The organism is Paenibacillus amylolyticus, from assembly GCF_050990605.1.
Taxonomy (GTDB): Bacteria; Bacillota; Bacilli; order Paenibacillales; family Paenibacillaceae; genus Paenibacillus; species Paenibacillus amylolyticus_H.
The window spans coordinates 685,422-708,421 of the sequence record NZ_CP158832.1; the positions used below are offsets into that span (position 1 = coordinate 685,422).

The 23,000-nt window shown below is 47.6% G+C and carries 17 protein-coding genes; 16 read left to right on the forward strand and 1 reads right to left on the reverse strand.

What is annotated here, in order from left to right; genetic code table 11:
- From purQ to ABTV53_RS03255, 15 genes are all read left to right on the forward strand, one after another.
- On the forward strand, positions 1–690 hold the full coding sequence (gene purQ / locus ABTV53_RS03185) for a phosphoribosylformylglycinamidine synthase subunit PurQ (RefSeq protein ID WP_036606071.1): 690 nt from the start codon (positions 1–3) through the stop codon (positions 688–690).
- A complete protein-coding gene (gene purL / locus ABTV53_RS03190) occupies positions 668–2,911 on the forward strand; it encodes a phosphoribosylformylglycinamidine synthase subunit PurL (protein WP_433750518.1) in 2,244 nt (747 codons plus the stop codon). Before purQ ends, purL begins: the two co-directional genes overlap by 23 nt.
- Entirely contained in the window at positions 2,896–4,374 is a 1,479-nt protein-coding gene (gene purF / locus ABTV53_RS03195; protein WP_339239482.1) for an amidophosphoribosyltransferase, read from the forward strand. Before purL ends, purF begins: the two co-directional genes overlap by 16 nt.
- A 3-nt stretch (positions 4,375–4,377) precedes the next feature.
- Positions 4,378–4,821 (forward strand): immunity 26/phosphotriesterase HocA family protein, encoded by a 444-nt coding sequence (locus tag ABTV53_RS03200; protein ID WP_433750520.1) that lies wholly within the window; start codon positions 4,378–4,380, stop codon positions 4,819–4,821.
- Positions 4,822–4,950: 129 nt separating this feature from the next.
- Positions 4,951–5,991 carry a phosphoribosylformylglycinamidine cyclo-ligase gene (gene purM, locus ABTV53_RS03205; protein ID WP_433750523.1) on the forward strand — a complete coding sequence of 347 codons (1,041 nt, stop codon included), beginning with the start codon at positions 4,951–4,953 and terminating at the stop codon, positions 5,989–5,991.
- The gene (gene purN, locus ABTV53_RS03210) at positions 5,991–6,608 is read left to right on the forward strand and encodes a phosphoribosylglycinamide formyltransferase (RefSeq protein WP_433750526.1); all 618 of its coding nucleotides are present in this window, start codon (positions 5,991–5,993) and stop codon (positions 6,606–6,608) included. Before purM ends, purN begins: the two co-directional genes overlap by 1 nt.
- A gap of 332 nt (positions 6,609–6,940) precedes the next feature.
- Entirely contained in the window at positions 6,941–8,488 is a 1,548-nt protein-coding gene (gene purH / locus ABTV53_RS03215; RefSeq protein ID WP_433750529.1) for a bifunctional phosphoribosylaminoimidazolecarboxamide formyltransferase/IMP cyclohydrolase, read from the forward strand.
- 129 nt (positions 8,489–8,617) lie between these two features.
- Entirely contained in the window at positions 8,618–9,883 is a 1,266-nt protein-coding gene (gene purD, locus ABTV53_RS03220) for a phosphoribosylamine--glycine ligase (RefSeq protein WP_433750531.1), read from the forward strand.
- Positions 9,884–10,532: 649 nt separating this feature from the next.
- Positions 10,533–11,870, forward strand: a complete 1,338-nt coding sequence (locus tag ABTV53_RS03225) for a hemolysin family protein (protein WP_433750534.1) — start codon at positions 10,533–10,535, stop codon at positions 11,868–11,870.
- Positions 11,871–12,144: 274 nt separating this feature from the next.
- Entirely contained in the window at positions 12,145–13,227 is a 1,083-nt protein-coding gene (locus tag ABTV53_RS03230) for a hemolysin family protein (protein WP_433750536.1), read from the forward strand.
- 257 nt (positions 13,228–13,484) lie between these two features.
- Positions 13,485–14,435, forward strand: coding sequence for a ring-cleaving dioxygenase (locus ABTV53_RS03235; RefSeq protein WP_433750539.1), 951 nt, complete (start codon positions 13,485–13,487; stop codon positions 14,433–14,435).
- 14 nt (positions 14,436–14,449) lie between these two features.
- Positions 14,450–15,055: an alpha/beta hydrolase gene (locus ABTV53_RS03240; protein WP_433754033.1), complete on the forward strand. Its 606-nt coding sequence runs from the start codon at positions 14,450–14,452 to the stop codon at positions 15,053–15,055.
- A 379-nt stretch (positions 15,056–15,434) separates the two neighbouring features.
- Positions 15,435–16,325, forward strand: a complete 891-nt coding sequence (locus ABTV53_RS03245; RefSeq protein WP_433750541.1) for an alpha/beta fold hydrolase — start codon at positions 15,435–15,437, stop codon at positions 16,323–16,325.
- Positions 16,326–16,389: 64 nt separating this feature from the next.
- The gene (gene ilvA, locus ABTV53_RS03250; RefSeq protein ID WP_124118557.1) at positions 16,390–17,682 is read left to right on the forward strand and encodes a threonine ammonia-lyase IlvA; all 1,293 of its coding nucleotides are present in this window, start codon (positions 16,390–16,392) and stop codon (positions 17,680–17,682) included.
- Positions 17,682–18,284, forward strand: a complete 603-nt coding sequence (locus tag ABTV53_RS03255; RefSeq protein ID WP_433750544.1) for a GNAT family N-acetyltransferase — start codon at positions 17,682–17,684, stop codon at positions 18,282–18,284. Before ilvA ends, ABTV53_RS03255 begins: the two co-directional genes overlap by 1 nt.
- Before the next feature lie 148 nt (positions 18,285–18,432).
- Here the strand turns inward: ABTV53_RS03255 and ABTV53_RS03260 are convergent, their stop codons facing one another.
- A complete protein-coding gene (locus ABTV53_RS03260; RefSeq protein WP_433750546.1) occupies positions 18,433–19,404 on the reverse strand; it encodes a hypothetical protein in 972 nt (323 codons plus the stop codon).
- A 291-nt stretch (positions 19,405–19,695) separates the two neighbouring features.
- On the opposite strand from ABTV53_RS03260, the gene ABTV53_RS03265 reads away from it, so the two are divergent.
- Positions 19,696–22,881, forward strand: coding sequence for a stalk domain-containing protein (locus ABTV53_RS03265; protein WP_433750549.1), 3,186 nt, complete (start codon positions 19,696–19,698; stop codon positions 22,879–22,881).
- Positions 22,882–23,000 lie beyond the last annotated feature (119 nt).

Consider the following 23,000-nt stretch of genomic DNA (forward strand, 5'->3'; position numbering starts at 1 on the left):
ATGAAATTTGCAGTTCTTGTGTTCCCTGGCTCCAACTGCGACATCGACTGTTACAAGGCAGTGGAAGATGCGATTGGACAAGAGGTTGATTATGTATGGCACACGGCTACAGATCTATCGGCTTATGACTGTATTCTGGTTCCGGGTGGTTTCTCATATGGAGACTACCTGCGCTGCGGAGCGATTTCGCGCTTTGCACCAGTAATGAACGAGGTAGCGAAAGCTGCTGAACAAGGTAAATATATTCTGGGTATTTGCAACGGATTCCAGATCCTGACGGAAGCGGGATTGCTTCCAGGTGCATTAATCCGTAACACATCCCTGAAATTCCGTTGTCACGATACGGTATTGAAAGTGGCGAATGCAGATACACCATTTACACGTGATTATGCACCGGGCGAAGAGATCATCATTCCGATTGCTCACGGTGAAGGCAACTATTATTGCGACGAGGAGACGCTCGCGAGTCTGCAAGCGAACAACCAGATCGTATTTACGTATGGCACGAACCCGAACGGTTCCCTGGGTGATATTGCAGGAGTCTGTAACGAGGCTGGCAACGTGGTGGGCATGATGCCGCATCCAGAGCGTGCAGTAGATTCACTGTTTGGTTCGGAAGACGGCAAACGTATGTTTACATCTATTTTGAAAGCATGGAGGGATCGGCATGACGCAGCAGCTATCCGCTAAGGAACCGACAGCAGAACAGGTCGCAGAACATAAACTTTACGCACAGATGGGCGTGTCTGACAGCGAGTATGAGCTGATCTGTGAGTTCATGGGCCGCAAGCCAAATTACACAGAAATCGGTGTATTCAGCGTCATGTGGTCTGAGCACTGCGCATACAAAAACTCCAAGCCGCTCTTGCGTCGTTTCCCGACAAGTGGCCCTCGTGTCCTGATGGGCCCGGGTGAAGGTGCCGGAATCGTGGATATCGGTGACAATCAGGCCGTTGTTTTCAAAATTGAAAGCCATAACCACCCTTCCGCAGTAGAACCTTATCAAGGGGCGGCAACAGGTGTGGGCGGCATTATCCGTGATATTTTCTCCATGGGTGCAAGACCGGTAGCGCTTCTGAACTCTCTTCGTTTCGGTAAGCTGGAGAGCGATCGTGTTAAATATTTGTTCGAACATGTTGTAGCAGGTATTGCTGGATACGGGAACTGTATCGGTATTCCAACCGTTGCAGGTGAAGTGATGTTTGATGAGAGCTATGAAGGCAATCCACTTGTTAACGCCATGTGTGTGGGTCTGATTGATCATGACAAGATTCAGCGCGGCGTAGCCAAAGGTGTAGGTAACCCGGTGTATTATGTAGGGCCACCAACAGGTCGTGACGGTATCCACGGTGCAACGTTTGCATCCGTTGAACTGACGGAAGAATCCGAGTCCCAACGGACAGCGGTTCAGGTCGGTGATCCATTCATGGAGAAACTGGTGATGGAATCCTGTCTGGAATTGATCGACACGGGCATCGTTCTCGGAATCCAGGATATGGGTGCTGCGGGTCTGACATGTTCGAGTGCAGAGATGGCAAGTAAAGCGGGTAACGGTCTGGAACTTTATCTGGATCAGGTGCCACAGCGTGAAGAAGGCATGACACCTTACGAGATGATGTTGTCCGAGTCTCAGGAGCGTATGTTGTTCGTCGTTGAGCCGAAGGATGAGGCGCAGGCGATGGAAATCTTTGAACGTTGGGGGGTAATCTGTGCCAAAGTCGGTAAAGTAACGGATGACGGTCGTCTGAAATTGATTCACCACGGCGAAGTGGTTGGCGATATGCCAGTAACGGCACTGGTTGACGAATGTCCGGTGTATGACAAACCATCTTCTGTACCTGCATACTATGAAGCTAGTGCTTCCATCGACACGCTTCGTTATGACGAATTGTCGGATCTCGGCGGAGCGCTGAAACAAGTGCTGGCTTCCCCAACCGTAGCGAGTAAAAAATGGGTGTATGATCAATACGACTACATGGTGCGTACAAGTACTGCCGTTCGTCCAGGGTCGGATGCAGCCGTAGTTACGATTCGTGGCACACGCAAAGGTCTCGCAATGACAACGGACTGTAATGGACGTTATGTGTACCTTGATCCTGAAGTTGGTGGACGGATTGCCGTGAGTGAAGCTGCGCGTAACATTGTATGTTCCGGTGCAGAGCCGCTGGCGATCACGGACAACCTGAACTTCGGTAACCCGGAGAAGCCGGATATTTTCTGGCAGATGGAGAAAGCGGTAGACGGTATGGCAGAAGCTTGCCGTGTGCTGGATACGCCGGTCATCGGTGGTAACGTAAGTCTTTACAATGAAAACGCCAAAGGCTCCATCTATCCAACGCCAGTGGTCGGTATGGTAGGTCTCGTTCATGATACGGATCATATCACGACACAAGCATTCAAATCAGAAGGAGATGTCATCATTCTCCTCGGTGAAACCAAAGCTGAACTCGGCGGCAGCGAGTTGCAATACGCGGTTCATGGTCAGACGGAAGGTCGTCCGCCAGAACTGAACTTGCAGACTGAAAAAGCGTTGCTCAGCACGGTGCTTGAAGCTATTCAATCCGGTCTCGTTCGCTCGGCGCATGACTTGTCTGAAGGTGGTCTGGCTGTAGCACTTGCAGAATCATGTATCAGCGGTAATGTAGGCGCACAGGTGAATGTGGAGACTGCACTGCGTGCAGATCACGCCCTGTTCAGTGAGAGCCAATCCCGTATCTTGTTGTCGGCTACGCCAGAGCAAGCGGGTAAACTTGAAGCATTTGTACGTGAGCGCGGTGTACCTGTAGCTGTGATTGGACGTGTAGAAGGAAGTAACCTGACGATTGAACTGAACGGAACATCAGCCGTGAGCGAACCTGTAGGAGGTTTGGCTCAGGTCTGGGAGGATGCGATTCCATGTCTCATGAACTGATGACAGGACCGTTGTGGACAGGCGATTATTATAATGAAGGGTCCGGCAAGGAAGGACTCGACAAATTGAAGGAAGAATGCGGCGTGTTCGGGGTGTTTAGACACCCTGACGCGGCTTCGCTCTCCTATTATGGACTGCATGCGCTGCAACATCGGGGCGAAGAAAGTGCAGGCATGTGTGTGAGTGATGGCAGCCAGTTTAACTATCATCGTGGCATGGGTCTGGTGAAGGAAGTATTCACCAAAGACCTGATGCAGACGTTAACCGGAGATATTTCCATTGGGCATGTCCGGTATTCAACAAGCGGTGACAGTAAACTGACGAATGCACAGCCATTGGTGTTTAAATACCGTGATGGCGATCTGGCAGTAGCGACTAACGGTAACATTGTAAATGCACCAACGATTCGGCGTGAGCTGGAGCAGAGCGGTTCCATTTTCCAAACAACAAGTGATACCGAGGTTATTGCGCATCTGATTGCACGTTCCTCCAAAGGGCTTGTGGAAGCAGCAAAAGAGGCATTCCAGCGTATTGTTGGTGGTTATGCGTTTCTGATCATGACCAACGATAAGTTGCTCGTGGCTTCCGATCCACACGGACTACGTCCGCTGACGATGGGTAAGCTGGGAGATGCGTATCTGTTTGCATCCGAGACTTGTGCACTGGAAACCATCGGCGCAGAGTTAATTCGTGATATTGAACCCGGTGAACTGCTTGTGTTGGATGCAGATGGTCTGCACGAAGATCGCTTCGATCATCACAAACACCGCAAGGCATTATGTGCGATGGAATATATTTATTTTGCTCGTCCAGATAGTGATATGAATGGTGCGAATCAGCATGCAGCCCGTAAACGGATGGGAAGCCGGATGGCGATCGAGTCGTTTGTAGATGCGGACTTGGTTACGGGGGTACCAGATTCCAGCATCTCGGCGGCCATTGGATACGCTGAACAGACAGGCATTCCGTATGAGATGGGTATGATTAAGAACAAATACACCGGACGTACGTTTATCCAGCCAAGCCAGGAATTGCGGGAGCAGGGTGTGAAGATGAAGCTGAGCGCAGTGCGTCGTGTTGTAGAAGGCAAACGTGTGGTCATGATTGACGACTCGATTGTACGGGGAACGACCTCCCGGCGGATCGTGAACATGCTGCGTGATGCAGGAGCAACGGAAGTTCATGTACGCATTACATCGCCACCTTTCAAAAACCCTTGTTTCTATGGCATCGATACACCGGACAGCCGCGAATTGATCGCTTCACAGCTGTCGGTGGAAGAGATCTGCCGTGAAATTAATGCGGATTCTCTGTCGTTCCTCAGTCCGGATGGACTGATTGCATCCATTCAGGGAGATAATCAGGATGATCCCAAGGGCGGGCTTTGCCTCGCATGTTTTGATAATGATTACCCAACCCGCCTCGACTTTGGTGGCGAAGAAAAATTCGGCTGCAGCTGTTAAACCATGCAGATGAGAAAGAGTTATAACGAAGGCGATATATTTCTGATTCCGATGAAGGATGGCCGATTTGCGGTATGCCAGGTGGTATGCGCACTTAAAGGCCGTTTTAAAAAGACATTTTCGTTCGGCGTGATGAGCATTCAGCGTGACGAAACCGTAAGTTTGGAAGATGGCGATTTTCTCTTCTATTCCTTTGGAAAGCGTAGAACCAACATCATATTTACTTCTCCGGCCAATATCCGAAAAGGATCGTGGAAGATTGTGGGTAACACACCTTTGACGCCCGAAAAGGAAAAGCTGAAAGTGTTTCAGTGTGCCGGACATTTATACTGCGGTGATGAGTACATTCGTAACCTTCCGATAGAAGAGTATAGTCAGTTTAATACACTCGGCGTAGCCGGATTTGAATTGGTACAAAACCATCTGTTAGAGATGGAGCAAGGATAGGTGAGTTGGACTTAACATTAACACGAAAAAATCTGGGGATAACAGCGATCGGAAGGTTGTTCTGTCATCGAAGTGGTAAGTGTTAATACTCTAGTTCAATTTTTATAAGATACGAAGGGTGTGAGGGTTGTGTCCGAAGCATATAAAAAGGCCGGCGTCGATATCGCGGCAGGTAATGAAGCGGTTGAACGGATGAAAAAACACGTGAAGCGTACCTTCCGTCCGGAAGTGATGACAGATCTGGGTGGATTCGGTGCCCTGTTCGGTTTGAACAAAGATAAATACGATGAGCCAGTGCTTGTATCGGGTACGGATGGCGTAGGCACCAAGCTGAAAATTGCATTTGCGATGGATCGTCATGACACGATTGGAATCGACGCGGTAGCCATGTGTGTGAACGACATTGTGGTACAGGGTGCAGAACCACTCTTCTTCCTTGACTATCTGGCTTGTGACAAAGTTATCCCTGAGAAGATCGAATCTATTGTTGCGGGTATCGCTGAAGGCTGTCATCAATCGGGTTGTGCGCTGATCGGTGGCGAGACAGCAGAGATGCCGGGCATGTACAGTGAAGGCGAATACGATATTGCCGGATTCACGGTAGGCATTGTGGACAAAGCGAAGATCATCAACGGTACAACCATCGCCCCTGGCGACACAGTGATTGGATTGGCTTCGAGCGGTGTGCACAGTAACGGATTCTCATTGGTGCGCAGACTTTTGTTGGAAGATGCGGGACTTAATCTGCATGATGAAGTAGCGGAACTGGGCGGTAAGCTGGGGGATTCCCTGCTGGAACCTACGAAGATCTATGTTAAACCCCTGTTGTCCCTGCTCGAAAAGGTAAAAGTAAAAGGTATGGCACACATTACAGGTGGTGGCTTCATCGAGAATATTCCACGTATGTTGCCGAGCAACGTGAATGTGGATATTGATTACGGCTCTTGGCCGATCCTGCCGATCTTCAACCTGTTGCAGGAAAAGGGATCTGTCTCGAACCGTGACATGTTCACCACCTTTAATATGGGTGTTGGGCTTGTACTGGTCGTTAATGAAGCAGATGCAGCCGAAGCACTGCAACAACTGAAAGCATCTGGTGAAGAAGCGTACATCATTGGACGTGTTACTGAAGGAGATGCGCGAGTAACCTTCACGGGAGCGGATGTTTAATGGCGAACTACCGCATAGCTGTATTTGCCTCGGGTGAAGGGACTAACTTTCAGTCATTGGTCGATGCAGTACGGAACGGTGGGCTGAATGCATCCGTTGATCTGCTCGTATGTGATAAACCGTCTGCACGTGTTGTGCAGCGGGCACAGGACGCAGGCGTGGATTGTCATCTGTTTACTCCGAAAAATTATGCTTCCCGTGAAGCCTATGAGGCAGAGATCGTGGAAGTGCTTGAATCCAAAGAGATCGACTTGGTCGTTCTTGCCGGATATATGAGATTGTTAACTTCGGTTGTGGTGGATCGTTACGCAGGGAGGTTGATTAACATTCACCCGTCCTTGCTACCGGCATTTGCAGGTAAAGATGCGATTGGACAGGCACTGGAGTATGGCGTGAAAGTGACGGGTGTGACTGTGCATTTCGTAGACGGAGGTATGGATACCGGACCGATTATTGCCCAGCATCCGGTTCCCATTCTGCCAGAGGATACGCCTGAGTCAATCAGCCGCTCCATCCATGCAGCCGAAAAGCAGTTATACCCTGAAGTGGTATCCTGGTTCGCGCAAGGTCTGGTTCAATTAGACGGACGTCACGTCACGGTTAACAAACCGGTTTGATATAGTTTTAACTTTTTCACACATTAACGGAGAGGACAGAAATAAGCTGTAGAAGCGAAGCGCTCGCCTAAAAGCTTTCTGAAAGAAAGCTGCTTCGGAAGCATAGGCTATTACTGGATTTTTACCATTGAGAAATTGTTCAAAAAAATCTAGGAATAACAGCGATTGAAAGATTATTCTGGCCTCGTAGTGTTTTAGTGTGAAAATCCATTTATCAACTGTATAACAGAAGTCGAATATTGGTACGCATTTTGTGATATTTCTCGGGAAATAAATCGGCTGTGTTTCGTCAGGAAACGCGAAGCCATGGGACATTAAAGGAGGAGCATATTGTGAGTATCAAAAGAGCGCTGGTCAGCGTATGGGATAAAACAGGCATCGTGGACTTTTGCCGCGAGCTGTCGCAAATGGGTGTGGAGATTATTTCGACAGGAGGTACAAGCAGTCTGTTGTCGAAGGAAGGCGTACCTGTCATCGGTATTTCGGATGTGACCGGATTTCCGGAAATTATGGACGGACGTGTCAAAACATTGCATCCGGCAGTTCATGGTGGGTTGCTGGCTGTTCGTGACAGCGAAGAGCACAAGCGTCAGATGGAGGAGAACGGACTGGGGTACATCGACCTCGTTGTCGTAAACCTTTATCCCTTCCAGGATACCATCGCCAAGCCGGACGTAACATACGAGGACGCGATCGAGAACATCGATATCGGTGGTCCAACCATGCTTCGTTCCGCTGCCAAAAACCATGCTTATGTTAGTGTCGTTGTTGACACAGCAGATTACGGCAAGGTGCTTGAAGAAGTTCGCAGCAATGGAGATACCACTCTCGAAACACGCAAACGGCTTGCAGCAAAAGTGTTCCGTCATACAGCGGCTTACGATGCAGTTATTTCTGACTACCTCTCCAACCTGAACGGTGATCCGTTGCCAGAGCGTCTGACGGTTACTTACGAAAAACTCCAGGATTTGCGTTACGGCGAAAATCCACACCAGCAGGCGGCATTCTACCGCAAACCGCTGGCGGCTCAAGATACGTTGACAACAGCCGAGCAATTGCATGGCAAGGAGTTGTCTTACAATAACATCAACGATGCGAACGCAGCATTGCAGATTGTCAAAGAATTTGAAGAACCGGCGGTTGTCGCAGTTAAACATATGAACCCATGCGGCGTAGGCATTGGCGCAAGTATCTATGAAGCTTACAGCAAGGCATATGCTGCAGATCCAACGTCCATCTTTGGCGGCATTGTGGCAGCGAACCGCATTATCGACAGCGATACAGCGGGCAAATTGAGCGAGATTTTCCTGGAAATCGTCCTTGCTCCTGACTTTACGCAAGAAGCACTCGATATCCTGACGAAGAAGAAAAACATTCGTTTGCTCAAAACGGGTGAACTGAATGCTGCTCGTAAACGGGAGAGCCAATTCGTGGTAACGTCTATCGACGGTGGTATGATCGTGCAACAGTCCGATGTACATTCCATCGAAGCGAGCGAACTGAACGTGGTAACAGATCGTGCACCATCCGAAGAAGAACTGAAACAGCTGTTGTTTGGCTGGAAAGTAGTTAAACACGTGAAATCCAACGCGATTGTCCTGGCTTCAAATGATATGACGGTGGGTGTGGGCGCTGGACAAATGAATCGTGTGGGTGCAGCCAAAATTGCGATTGAGCAAGCAGGCGAGCAAGCAAAAGGCGCTATTCTGGCTTCCGATGCGTTCTTCCCGATGGGTGATACGCTGGAACTGGCAGCAAAAGCCGGAATTACAGCGGTAATTCAACCTGGTGGTTCGATCAAAGATGAAGAGTCCATCAAAGTAGCGAATGAATACGGAATTGCCATGGTCTTCACAGGCGTTCGTCACTTCAAACACTAGAACGAAAAAGGTTTAATAAGGGGTGTCGCCTGTCATGCTAATGACTTATGGTACACCCCCTCTTTTTTAGTTTTTTTTAACACGCAGTAGCGTAACAAATTCATTTATGCACGGAGGGGAACAGAGCGAATGGATATTCTGGTAGTAGGCGGCGGTGGCCGGGAGCATGCAATCATCTGGGCGCTGGCGAAGAGTCCAAAGGTAGGCAAGATTCACTGTACACCGGGAAATGCAGGTATTGCTCAGCTCGCTGAGTGTCATGCGATTGCGGTGAATGAATTCGATAAACTAACGGCTCTTGCTTTAGAGCTTCAAGTAGGATTAGTGGTTATTGGTCCGGATGATCCACTGGCGGATGGGATCGTGGATGCATTTGACTCCACTGGTATTCCGGTATTCGGACCTCGTCGCAATGCAGCAGAGATTGAGGGAAGTAAAACGTTCATGAAGGATCTGCTGCACAAATACAACATTCCAACGGCAGCCTATGAGAAATTCGACGACTACAAACAGGCTCAAGCCTACCTGAATGAGCAAGCGATTCCTGTTGTCATCAAGGCAGATGGACTGGCGGCGGGCAAAGGTGTGACGGTAGCTTATTCCCGTGATGAGGCTGATCAGGCACTTCGCAGCATCATGGTGGATAAAGTGTTTGGTGAAGCGGGAGCGAAAGTGATCATCGAGGAATTCCTTGCAGGACAGGAAATGTCCATTCTGGCTTTTGTCGATGGGGAGACTGTTCGTCCGATGGCCGCAGCACAAGATCACAAACCTGTATTCGACAATGATCAGGGGCCAAACACAGGCGGTATGGGTACATACTCACCATTGCCTCATATCCCTGCATCCATTATTGAGAAGGCTGTGGAAACGATCATCAAACCAACGGCTAAAGCAATGGTGTCTGAGGGACGTCCATTCCAGGGTGTATTGTTTGCCGGATTGATGATCTCGCCTGATGGCAAACCCAGAACGATTGAGTTCAACGCACGTTTCGGTGATCCGGAAACACAAGTGGTTTTGCCACGTTTGAAGAGTGATTTGTTTGAGATCTTCTGGGCCACTGTTCATGGCAAGCTGGCCGATATTGAGATTGAATGGAGCGATGAAGCCGCTGTATGTGTGGTACTTGCTTCAGGTGGATATCCGGGTCCTTATGCCAAAGGTGTAGTCATTGAAGGACTCGATCAGGTAGACGATGCCGTGGTATTCCACGCAGGTACAGCTCGTAATGAAGCAGGAGACTGGGTCACGAATGGTGGACGGATTCTGGGCGTAGTTGGCCTTGGTGCGGATATTGCCGAAGCTAGAAACAAAGCCTATGCAGAGGCGGAGCGTATCCGATTCGATGGCAAACATCAGCGGACGGATATAGCTGCTAAAGCACTGGTATAGAATGAACACATGAGCCCGTAAAGATGTGTACCGGAAAGGTATTTGCATCCTGCGGGCTCTTTGCTGCGTATATAGATGTATGCTATGTAAACACACATGTTTAATGCCCTAAAGTAACGGGTAGTATTTTTATAAATTGGACTATACTAAACATGTGAAGAATATCACATTATGAGGAAATAACAATCATATTATAGAACGTACGTAACATACATAAAGACTATTTTGTGAACAATATACTGTAAGCTTGTTCCAAACCATAACGTGCAACTGGATGGTTGAGAGTGAAACATGGTATACTTATCGGAAACAGGAATGAGTACGAGGGGAGGTGGATATCTATTGGGTAGGCGATATTGTAAATTGTCCAAATGGCGAATCTAGGTGGAGTTAAGCGAGGAACAATTGACAGCATGAGGGGTAACCCGATTTGAATGGAGAAGTTTCTGCAAGTCACTGACTTCATCTTGAATTCCTGTTTTGGTTTTACAAGGTCAAACAGTACGACATATACAAATAGGATCATTATTCGATTTCATATAAGGCATAAGCCATGATGAACGACAAACAGCGGATGAATGGTTAACATAGTTAACGGATCACGCTGCAACTATCTCTGGAGGTGAATCCCTGAGAACCGGGGAAATCATTGGACATAATTACCATATTGAATATCGCTTTACTTATTATCTTGATTGCATTGACTGCATTTTTCGTAGCATCGGAGTTTGCTGTAGTCAAAATTCGTACATCAAGAGTGGATCAACTGGTCGCGGAAGGCAATAAAAAGGCTGTACTCGCCAAAAAAGTTGTCTCGGACCTGGATTATTATCTGTCAGCCTGTCAGCTCGGTATTACGGTCACCGCACTGGGACTGGGTGCACTCGGAAAACCGACGGTTGAGAGATTGTTATATCCGGTATTCAATTATTTAGACGTACCTGCTTCAATCTCGTCGATTGCTTCTTATGCGATCGCCTTTATCCTCGTCACGTTCTTGCATGTGGTTGTTGGTGAGATGGCACCCAAAACGCTGGCGATTCAGTTTTCGGAAAAACTGACGTTGATGCTCTCCCCATCGCTATACTGGTTTGGTAAAATTATGTATCCGTTCATTTGGGCGCTTAATGGAACCTCACGTGTTCTTCTGCGGGGATTCGGTGTAAAGCCTGTCAAACATGATCAAGCATACTCGGAGGACGAGATCAAAATCATCATGAACCAGAGTTATGAAGGGGACGAGAACAACAAGACCAAGCTTTCATATCTGGAAAATGTATTTGTGTTCGATGAACGTGATGCCAAAGACATCATGGTCCCGCGTACGGAACTGGTGACATTAGATCAGGATATGACCTATGACGATATTATTCCTATATTGGATGAACATAACTATTCACGTTACCCTGTCATCGAGGACGGGGACAAGGACCGCATTATCGGCGTTGTGAATGTGAAAAAGATTTTGCCTGACATGGTTGCCGCAAGATCGTATCAACTACGGGAGTTCGTTCGTGAGATCCCATTCGTTTCCGAAGTTACACGTATTCAGGATGCGATGATTAAAATGCAGCAGGAACGTGTACACATGGCCGTGGTCGTGGATGAATATGGCGGTACCTCGGGAATCATTACGATGGAGGATATTCTGGAGGAGCTTGTGGGCGAGATTCGTGATGAATTCGATGATGATGAGGTTGCGGATATTCAGGAGACCGGAGAGAATCAATATCTCATCAACGGCCGGGTGCTTTTGGATGAAGTGGAGCGGCAGTTCGGACTTATGTTTGAAGGAAATGAAGAGATGGATACTGTGGCCGGATGGATTCAGTACCAGAAGGGTGTAGGTGTGGAAAAAGGTGACACGGTAGAACACGGTGATTATGTCTGGACCGTTGTTGATACCGAAAATTATCACATCAAGCAAGTTCTTCTGGAGCGGGTAAACGGCGCTCAAGTTGAGGAAGCTACTAGCGATCTGGCGTGATGTTGGTTGGTTCGATCATGACTGCAATCTAGGGTTTGATTGCCTATTTGGCTACTGCCCTCAGAATTTGAAGCGTTCTGGCAACGTAACAGTGTAGGGGACGGAATCGATTCTGAAGAAGCGTAGCGTTCGCGTTTGCAAACCAATTTTAAACAACAATCAGGAAAATTTGGAGGCAATGGCGATCGGAAGAACGATCCGTCACCGGAACGTCACTCGTGCAACCTTATTTTAAATTTTAATGGAGGTGAATCCCTCAACCTGAGGGAAATCATTGGACGGAATAATAGCCTTGAATTTATTTTTAGTAGCCGTATTTATAGGTCTGACAGCCTTTTTCGTTGGAGCTGAATTTGCAATTCTTAAAGTACGGATGTCCCGAATCGATCAATTGATCTCGGAAGGCAACAAAAAGGCAGTACTGGCCAAAAAAGTGGCACACAACCTGGATTATTATCTGTCTGCGTGTCAATTGGGGATTACCATCACGGCGCTGGTATTGGGAGCCCTGGGTGAACCTACCGTTGAGAAGATGCTGCATCCGCTCTTTGAGCGAATGGAAGTACCAGCGGCATTGTCTACCGTGCTTTCCTATGGTATTGCTCTGGCGATCATTACGTTCCTGCACGTGGTTATTGGTGAATTGGCACCGAAAACACTGGCGATTCAGTTTGCAGAGAGAATGACGCTGTTGCTGGCACCACCATTGTACTGGTTCGGTAAAATCATGAATCCGTTCATCTATGCGCTGAATGGAGCTGCACGTCTGTTGCTTGGCATATTCGGTGTAAAACCTGCCGGACATGATACCGTTCACTCGGAAGAAGAGTTGAAGCTGATCATGGCACAGAGCTATGAGAGTGGCGAGATCAACCAGACGGAGCTGGACTATCTGAAAAACATTTTTGCTTTTGATGAACGTCTGCTTCAGGAGATCATGATTCCAAGAGATAAAATCGTTACGTTGAATAAAGAAATGCCGCTTGATCAGATCATTGAAACGCTGAATCGACATGAATACACGCGATACCCGGTTATTGCGAATGGGGATCAGGATCATTTTGTTGGATTCATTAACACGAAAGAAATGCTGACGAGTGTGGCTGCGGGAAGAGCCTTCAATATGGAGACATTTGTTCATAATACGCCGAGTTTCTCCGAGCGCTCTCCAATCAAGGATGTACTGATCCAGATGCAGCAAAGCCGTGTACACATTGCAACTGTGAAAAACGAGGCAGGTGCTACGGTAGGTATGGTTACGATGGAGGATATCCTTGAAGAGATTGTCGGAGATATCAAGGATGAATACGAGCACAAAGATTTGGTGAATCCACCAAAAAGAATGAAATTGGTTTAAGAAGCAGTGATAAAAAGATATTACAGAATTAGCGAAGCAATGTAATTATAGTAACGATAAACAGGTTCCCGGTGTAATCGGGGCCTGTTTTTTGGTTAAGATATCTTGATTTTAAAATAAAAGCTTGCTTAATGTATTCCAATGGATTAATATAAATTTAAAGAATCTTAAATTAAAGATAAAACCGAAAATCAATACAATAAATAAAAGAAGCACATCTAACTTATGATATTACTAAAACCAAGGGAGTGGAGATTATGTTTAAAACTTCAGGAATTCATCATATTACAGCTTTTGTGGACGATGCGCAGAAAAACGTCGATTTTTACGCAGGTGTGTTGGCGCTTAGACTCGTGAAAAAAACAATTAACTTTGATGCACCGGACGTGTATCACTTGTATTACGGGAATGAGCAGGGTGCACCGGGCACAATCATCACCTTCTTCCCGCAGCAGAATTCAAGAAGAGGTGTCATTGGGTCAGGTCAGACTGGAGTTACCGTATATGCGGTCCCGGTGGGAAGCCTGCCTTTCTGGAAAGAACGTCTTGCTTCCTTCGATATTCCATATGAAAATAAAACCAGATTCGGTGAGCAGTACATCCGTTTCTTCGACAAAGGCGGTCTGCTGCTTGAACTGGTTGAGCGCGAAGGAGGTCAGCCAAGCAGCTGGGCGTTCAATGGTGTGACACCAGAGCAGGCCATCAAAGGATTCGGTGGTGCCGTATTGTTCAGCCATGTTCCTGAGAAAACCATGGACGTATTGGTGAGCAAACTGGGTCTGGAGCAGGTCGGCGAGGAGAACGGACTCCTTCGTCTTCAGGCAAGCGGCGATATCGGTCAGATCATCGATATTCAGTCTACAGGCATCCAACGCGGGATTGGCGGAGCCGGAACAGTTCACCATATTGCATGGCGTGCGAAAGATTATACCGAGCATGAACAAATTCAGCAGGATCTTGAACAATCCGGGTATCATCCAACACCAGTCATTGACCGTCAATACTTCAACGCTGTGTATTTCCGGGAGCCGGGAGGCATACTGTTCGAACTGGCTACCGATCCTCCGGGATTTGCACGGGATGAACCCGCAGAGAGCATGGGTGAGAAACTGATGTTGCCTGAATGGTATGAACCGCAACGCGAGCAGATTGAACAATTGTTGCCACGAATTGAAGTGCGTGAATGGAAAGGGGAGTCCAAATCATGACCACAACCAATACAATGAAACATATCTATAAAGCAGGTGCTCAGCCGGATGCGCCAACAATCCTGTTGCTTCATGGCACAGGCGGAACCGAGAACGATCTGATCGGTCTTGCGGAGATGATAGCGCCAGGAGCTGGCATCCTTGGGGTGCGGGGAAACGTATCGGAGAACGGGATGCCCCGTTTCTTCCGCCGCTTGGCCGAAGGTATTTTTGATGAAGAAGATCTGATTGCTCGTACGGCAGAGTTGGGATCTTTTGTAGATGCAGCTGCGGCAGAATACAGGTTCGATCGGTCCAACGTGTATGCACTGGGTTACTCTAATGGTGCCAATATTGCGGCGAGCCTGATCTTCCATCAAGCGGATGTATTCAAAGGTGCAATTCTGCATCATCCGATGGTACCGCTGCGTGGACTGGAATTGCCGGATCTGAAGGGTCTGCCTGTGTTCATTGGTGCGGGCGAAAACGATCCGATTGTACCAAGACGTGAAACCGAGGAACTTGCTTCGCTACTCAGCGGTGCAGGTGCCGATGTAAACATGCATTGGGAGCGTCAGGGTCATCAGTTAACTCGTACCGAGGCAGAAGCCGCGGCAGCTTGGTATAAGACACAGGCGTAAATTGGGTGTTTCCTTATTGAATGAGCGGTATGTTTAATCCTAGGTATCGTGAAGCTAAAGCAGTTAAAAACAGCCCTGATGGAAATTGAAATCGGGCTGTTTTTGTATATTTATATATATGATGGCCAGCCGCATATGGCTGGGACAGTTACCCGATCTGATTATGGATCGGGTTTTCTTTTTCATAAGGAAAAAGGAGGCATAGCAGAACGGTGGGGCGAGGGATGATCCTTGAAACGTGACAGAGGTGACAGTACTGCTGTGCTTGCTGAGCAACATGGTTGTCGTAAAGCATGGATTATTCTATAATGAAGTAATTGATAATCATTTTCAATTAGATTCGGCGATAGATGACTATGCATGTAATCAGGAGGGGAACATGAATCCTAACCCTAGCTCACATACGTTTGGTTCAAGTGCGTTTGTTCAGACCCGCGATGGTCGCAAACTACATTATATGTCCAGGGGAACAGGAGAACTGACGGTTGTATTTGAGTCCGGTATGGGCGCCTCCAGATCGAACTGGGGACTGGTTGCACCTGCCATTGCGGAGCATGTACGCGCAGTCGTGTATGACAGGGCAGGGGCGGGACGAAGTGATGTCGACTCGGCTCCTCGTAGCCTTGACCGCATTGCAGGGGATCTTGGGGATCTGCTGACAGCGCTGGGCCCGGGACCATTCATTCTGGTAGGCCATAGCTGGGGTGGCCCGATCGTACGGGCTGCGGCAGCTGCACATCTATCTCGATTACGTGGCATTATCCTGGTAGATCCATCAGACGAGCATTGTGAATTGTATTTTTCGAACACGGCCAAAAAGAGTTTTGCCCTCAATGGTTTCCTCATTCCAATCATGGCGAGAACGGGCTTATACCGGTTGCTCGGCAGCAAAGCTGGACGTGTTCAGCCTGACGATGTGGCGGCAGATCACCTTAAGGAGGATTTCACTGTACAGGCAGCCAGCACGATGCTTGCGGAAAGCAAAACATTTCTGGATGACATGGCAGAGCTGCTGAAACATCCTCCGGCTCTGGGTGATCTGGAAATCAGCGTGATCTCGGGTACAAAACCGGGTAAGGGAGAGGGGAAAATCAGGCCAGCTCTTATCACGGCGCATCGCCAGACGGTGAGCGAGCTATCCAATGCGAGATGGATTGGGGCAGATCAATCCGGTCATATGGTTATGTATACAGATCCACAGGTCATTATTGATGAAATTGTACGAATGATAAATGAAGTGAGCTCAGGCGCAAGAACACAACAAAAGTGATACAATACAAAGAAAAGCAGTGCGCGACATTGCTAGACCATATAAGCGGAGTGTGGAGAAGAAAATGAAACCAGTTGAACAAGAACCAACGGGAACCACAAATCCCGGCCGTGCCAGTGTTGGCATGGAAGATATCGTGCGCGCACATCATGTGCTGCGTGAAGTCATTGTAAGAACGCCGTTGCAGCGGGACGCTGTATTATCGGCCAAATATAACTGTAATGTGTATCTGAAAAGGGAAGACCTTCAAGTGGTGCGTTCGTTCAAAATTCGGGGTGCCTATAATATGATTCGCAGTCTGACACCAGCCGAGATGGAGAAGGGTATTGTCTGTGCGAGTGCGGGCAACCATGCTCAGGGTGTCGCTTTTAGCTGTAATGCCCTTGGAATTAACGGTAAAATCTTCATGCCGAGTACAACGCCGAACCAGAAGGTGAAACAGGTGCGTCGCTTTGGCGGTGACAACGTTGAAGTGGTGCTGATTGGGGATACGTATGATGATGCTTATGCAGAAGCGATGCGTGCATGTGACGAACAGGGCATGACGTTCATCCATCCTTTTGATCAACCAAAGATTATTGCAGGTAATGGTACGGTAGCGATGGAAATCATGGAAAGTCTTGATGAGAATGCCGACTATGTATTCGTGACGATTGGTGGCGGAGGGCTGGCAGCCGGCGTGGGAACTTATATGAAGACGGTGAGTCCGGAGACACGCATCATTGGAGTTGAGCCACTTGGGGCAGCTTCCATGAGTGAGGCGATGTTCCGCAAACAGGTTGTAACGCTGGATGATATTGATAAATTCGTGGATGGCGCAGCGGTGAAACGGGTTGGCGATCTTACCTTTGATATCTGCAATAGTATACTTGATGACATTGTGAAAGTGCCAGAAGGCAAAGCCTGCACAACTATTCTGGAGCTATATAATGAAAATGCGATCGTTGTCGAGCCTGCGGGTTCCTTGGCTGTTGCGGCGCTTGAGCAATATCGTGAGCAAATCGTGGGCAAGACGGTGGTCTGTGTCATTAGTGGCGGGAACAACGATATTGACCGGATGCAGGAGATCAAGGAACGTTCCTTGATTTATGAAGGTCTGAAGTATTATTTCATGGTTAATTTCCCGCAGCGTGCAGGAGCTTTACGTGAATTCCTGGAGGAAGTTCTAGGGAAGAATGATGATATCACCCGGTTTGAATATACGAAAAAGCATGATAAGGAAAATGGCCCTGCCTTGGTGGGCATTGAGCTGATGTACAAGGAAGATTACCAACCGCTTATTGAACGTATGAACCGCAAAGGTATCGCCTATACCGAGCTGAACAAAAACTTGAATCTGTTCAACATGTTAATCTGATGAATAATTCCAGTACGCAATTAGATCACCACGAGACCTCTCCTCTGATCAGACCAGCACGCATAGAAGATGCACATCAGGTCATCCCATTGTTGGTTCAGGCGATAGGGGATATTGCTTACTCGCTCGCGGGTGAGGCGGATCATGAGAAGGCGATGCAGATTTTGCAGGAGTTCTATGTGCAGGAAGACAACCGGATTAGCTATCGTCATGTGACGGTAATGGAGCAGGATGGACTGATCGCGGGGATTCTGGTAGCCTATGATGGCGGAGAAGCGGATCGTCTGGACCAGCCAATTCTGGATCGACCTGGACGAAGCCGGGAAGAGAAGTATGCATTGGTCAAAGAGACCCGTCCGGGTGAGTATTATCTGGATACTCTCTCGGTAAGTGAAGCTTATCAGGGGCAGGGCATCGGCCGGGCACTGATGGCTGCTTTTGAGCAGCAGGGCAGAGATCTGGGGCACTCGCAGGTATCCCTGATTGTAGAACGGGACAACGGCCGTGCGCTAATGCTCTATGAACGGCAGGGATATGTCAAAGACGATGTGATTGTCATCGCAGGACATGAGTATAATCATATGGTCAAACCGATTCAATAGTACAGAGCGCTGACGCTTTAGTCAGTTTTGACGATAGAAGCAAGAAGAAACCGCCACAGGAGCGAATCCTGCGGCGGTTTTTGGTATGGCGATATGTTCGAACTTAGCCTGAATTTGAACCGGATGTTAACCGTGGGAGTGGATCAACTCAATAGTTTGCATAGTCGCTGGCCGGCACATTCTGTTCCAGCCATTTCTCGACAGCAGCCGTTTTCTCATACTTCGATTCTTTAACCACGTCCATAAAGGCATCCAACTTGGTAAGGAATTCACTATCGACGGATGCAAGGCGCTGCAAGACGCCGTTGTATCCTCTTTGAGCGTTCGGCACCATTTTGTTCGTATCATAATCAAACAGCGGTGTGTTGTTCAGCCCATAAAAGGTATACAGGGTATAACTGTTCAACAGATTCTGCACCTGCTTGGCCCGATTCGATTTCGGATGCAGCTCCAGGAATCTTTCCTGACTGAGTGCTCGAAGGAGAATCTCCTGATAGCCAATGACCAGAGCACCATCATCCGCAGGCAAGTTTTTCGTTTCCTTTGTCATGATATGGATGTAGCTTGAGATATCCTCTTTAATGACAGAGGTATATTTCACGAGTGCCGCATAATTCATAATGGGATAGAGAGAGCCTTCGAGCATGACAAGGCGGTAGCCGCTGTCACGGGCTTCTTTTAACAGTGCACGCAGATTGGAGTCCTGGGTACGCTCCATAAGTTTGGTGAAGCTATCATTCAACTTGTAAGCCTTGATCATCTTGTCCTGAACGTTAGGAACGAGCAGGCGGTCTGTCATGGCACTTAGCGCCTTCAGGCGAGCATTCTCCAATTGAAGCACCATCAGGGTGGCGTGATGCTTTGTTACCTTTTGGATATGAGATTCGAGATAAGCATCCGCGGCAGGTAAGCCGTTCTTTTTGTAGAGCATGGACTGAAATGTTTTATATATGGTTGTTGAACTGGCTGTCGTGACTTTGGTGGTATCTGTACTGGAAGATGCGGCAGCAGCGACTACGGATAATGGGGCTACAGCTGTTTGGAGCAGCATGAGGATGGCGGTGGCTGTAATGAAGGTGCGCATGCTTTTACGATTGGCAGATTGGAACGATGATGTCATAGATATGAACCTCCCGTAGTTGAGAAAATGATAGGCGTTGTTCACTAGTTACTTTACATTAACCCAATTGGGGCAGGATGTGGTTGCGGAATGGTGACAAATTCTTCTGTTATTTTTAACTTTTGGAGGGTGGAAGAGAGAGGAATGTTTCTGCGAAAATATTTTTTGTACAACTGGAAACTTTTGAGCTGATCGGAACGTCTTAGTTGTGCATAGGAAAATACAGGAATAATGAAAAGAACAGCGAATCTATTTCGATGTTAACTAATTGCGAGAATGGGGATATGGGATATGAGGAAACCGGGAGGAAAACAAGTGAAGAAGGTCATGTCAGCGCTGGCTGTATCGGCCATGCTGATGTCCGCACTTCCAACGTCGGTTATGGATGCAGCTGCGAGAATCAGCATATATATTAATGATGCAGAGTTATCATCTGCTCAGGCACCTGTGATGAAAGGTGGACGCGTACTGGTTCCGCTTCGGTCGATTTTTGAAGGATTGGATGCGAAGGTACAGTACACCAACAGAACCAAAACGATTGTTGCAACTCGCGACGATCAGGAAGTTAAATTGACACTCGGTTCCAAAACGGCATACATCAACGGGGAAGCGATCTCGCTGGATGTACCTGCAAACACGATTAAGGGCAACACGATGGTTCCCATCCGTTTTGTCAGTGAAGCTTTTGGAGAAAAAGTATTCTGGAACTCGCGCAATCAGCGTGTAGATATCAAGACAACGGCAACGCCTCCAGTGGATGAGACACAATATGCTGCATGGAACATCTACGGTTCGGTATCCGGAAGTAACGGAGATGGTCGGGACTTGACCGTGAGCTTTACACGTCCAACTTCAGAGAAGGCGGTATCTGCTTACCGGATTATGCTGGTGAAAACACGCGATGTGAATAGCTTCACGGAGTCCTCAGCAACTGCCGTACCTTCTGCGAACTATACATCGGTTACACCAAATGGCAGCAACCCGAAACTGACACTTAATGCACAGACGCGTGACGTAAACGGGGATCTGCTTAACAGCAATGAAACGTATCGTCTGTATGTACTGACTGTTGGAAACAGCAGCAATAATTATAAAAATGCATTGAACTGGTCTTCCCAAGCATTGAAGCTCAATAATGTGAAATCCACAGTACAGGCGGTTACAAGCCTGCGTGCCGCAGATATTAGTGACTATGGCGATGGCCGCGATCTGGAGATTAACTTCACGCAGCCAAGCACAACATCGAACATTACGTATTATCGTGCATTTGTTGTTAAAGCGAAGGACTCTTCTGCATTCAACCTGGCTGCAGCGAACAAAGTGTCCAGTGCTAACTCCACGATCATATACAAAGGAAACAGCACCGCAGTGAAAAGCCAGCTGACTTCTTCGACACGGGATACGTCTGGCGAATTGATTAAAAGCGGTACAGCGTATGTAGTGTACATTTTGTCCGTTAGCACAAATACAACAACAGACAGCAAGCTGTCCGCAGCATCATCTTCACTTACGCTGTCGGTGAACACAGCAACGTCTCCAGTAATTACGCAGGTGAAGGATAACTCGGATTATGGAGATGGTCGTGATATTCAGGTGAGCTTCAACCGTTCATCGGATGAGTCCAAGGTAGCGAACTATCGCATCTTCGTGGTGCGTAACTCAGTTGCCAGCAGTTTCAATCTGACGACAGCAAGCAATCTGTCCTCCAGTCTGTACTATACGGTGAACAAAACAGGCAACAACATTACAACAACTTTGCCTTCATCCATGAAGGACACAAGTGGTTATAACGTAACGAATCTGCAAGATTATCGCATCTTTGTGATGGCGGTGGGCAATCAGCAAAATGGATACACCAATGCGCTGTCAGCTTCATCCACTGTGCTGAGACTGACAACGAACGGTAACGCGGGAGTTATTAGCAACCTGGCTGTTGCGGATATTAGTGATTACGGTGATGGGCGTGATCTGCGGGTTTCTTTCAACAAAGCTGCGGATGAATCCAGAATCTCTGCCTACCGTGTATATGTAGTTCGTTCCGCTAATGTGGGCAGCTTCACGCTGAGCGCAGCTAATGCGTCGAACAACTATACACAGGTGAACAAAACGGGTGGTAACCAGTCCGTTACGCTTCCAAACTATGCGGTAGATACCAATGGTTATACCATTACGAATAACGTTGCTTATCGGGTGTTCGTGCTGTCGGTGAATAACAACGGAAACTCCAGTCAAAATGCTTTGTCCGGTTACTCTTCACAGATTACGCTGACACAGAATGCGGCTATAACGGCTCCGAGTAATGTGGCTGCAACGGATATTGGGGATAATGGAGATGGACGTGATCTGCGTGTGACATTTAATAAATCCGCAGATGAGACAAATGTGAATCATTATCGGGTGTTTGTGGTGAAAAATGCGAATGCAGGCAGCTTCAATCTGAACGCAGCCAATGGGGTGAACAGCTCGAATTATACGTATGTAAGTAGAACGGGAAATAACCAGACGATTACCTTATCTAATGGTTCGAAAACAGTGGATGGTGACTCGATTCGTAACGATGTAGGCTATCGTGTTTACGTAATGGCCGTGAATAACAATGCTTCTCTGACGAATGCATTATCGTCAGCCTCCGGTATAGTTACACTGAATTCCAATTCCGCTGTAGCAGCACCGAGTAGTGTGAATGTAACCGTCAAAGATCAGGGGCAACAGGCAAGTAACCCTTCCGATGTAACTATCAATTTTGCCAAAGCGTCGAATGAAACGGGAATTGCTAAATATCGCATTTTCATCGTGCCCGCAAATCAGGTAAGTGGTTTCACTACAAGTACGGCACTTGGTATTAATTACTATACTGACTTGGATACAAGTAGTGCGGGCACTTCAATCGTACTGAACGATGGATACCGAGATATTAACAACAGCCCAATTACCGTTGGACAGAAATACAAAGTATTTGTTATGTCAGTGTCTAATAGTACATCTCGCGCGTCTAATCTATCACCTGCTTCCAATGAATTTATTATCAATGCACAACCAGCACCCGTTCAGGCTGCTGCTATCACGGATTTGCAAAATACAAGTACAGTAACTTCGGCAAGTTATAAGCTTACCTTTACTAAGCCATCTTCTGAAACTGGCATTTCTGCATACCGACTCTTTATTGTTAAAGGAACAGATAGTTTGGATGTCACTACAGCAACCTCTAACACTAGTTACCAAGTTGGAAATCCTTCAGCGGTTGAAGTTACTTTGACTACAACAGCTATAGATTCAACAGGAGCCAATCTGGTGGAAGGAAGCGAGTACAAGGTGTATATTCTTTCAGTTGCTGGAAATACAACAACGAACAAAAATGCACTTTCAGGCCAATCTGGTACATTTAAGCTTGAAAAGGCTCAGTCTACGTCTACACAGGAGCCTGCACCTGCTACCAATCCACCAGCAGCAAGTGAGGTGCAAACACCACAGAGCTGAAGTAAAAATTTACACTGAAACAAACTCGAACACCCTTTCCATCCAGAAAGGGTGTTTTCATTATGTATGAACAATAATCGTTTGGCGTGAATCTCAAACTTGCTTTTTGAAAATCTTGT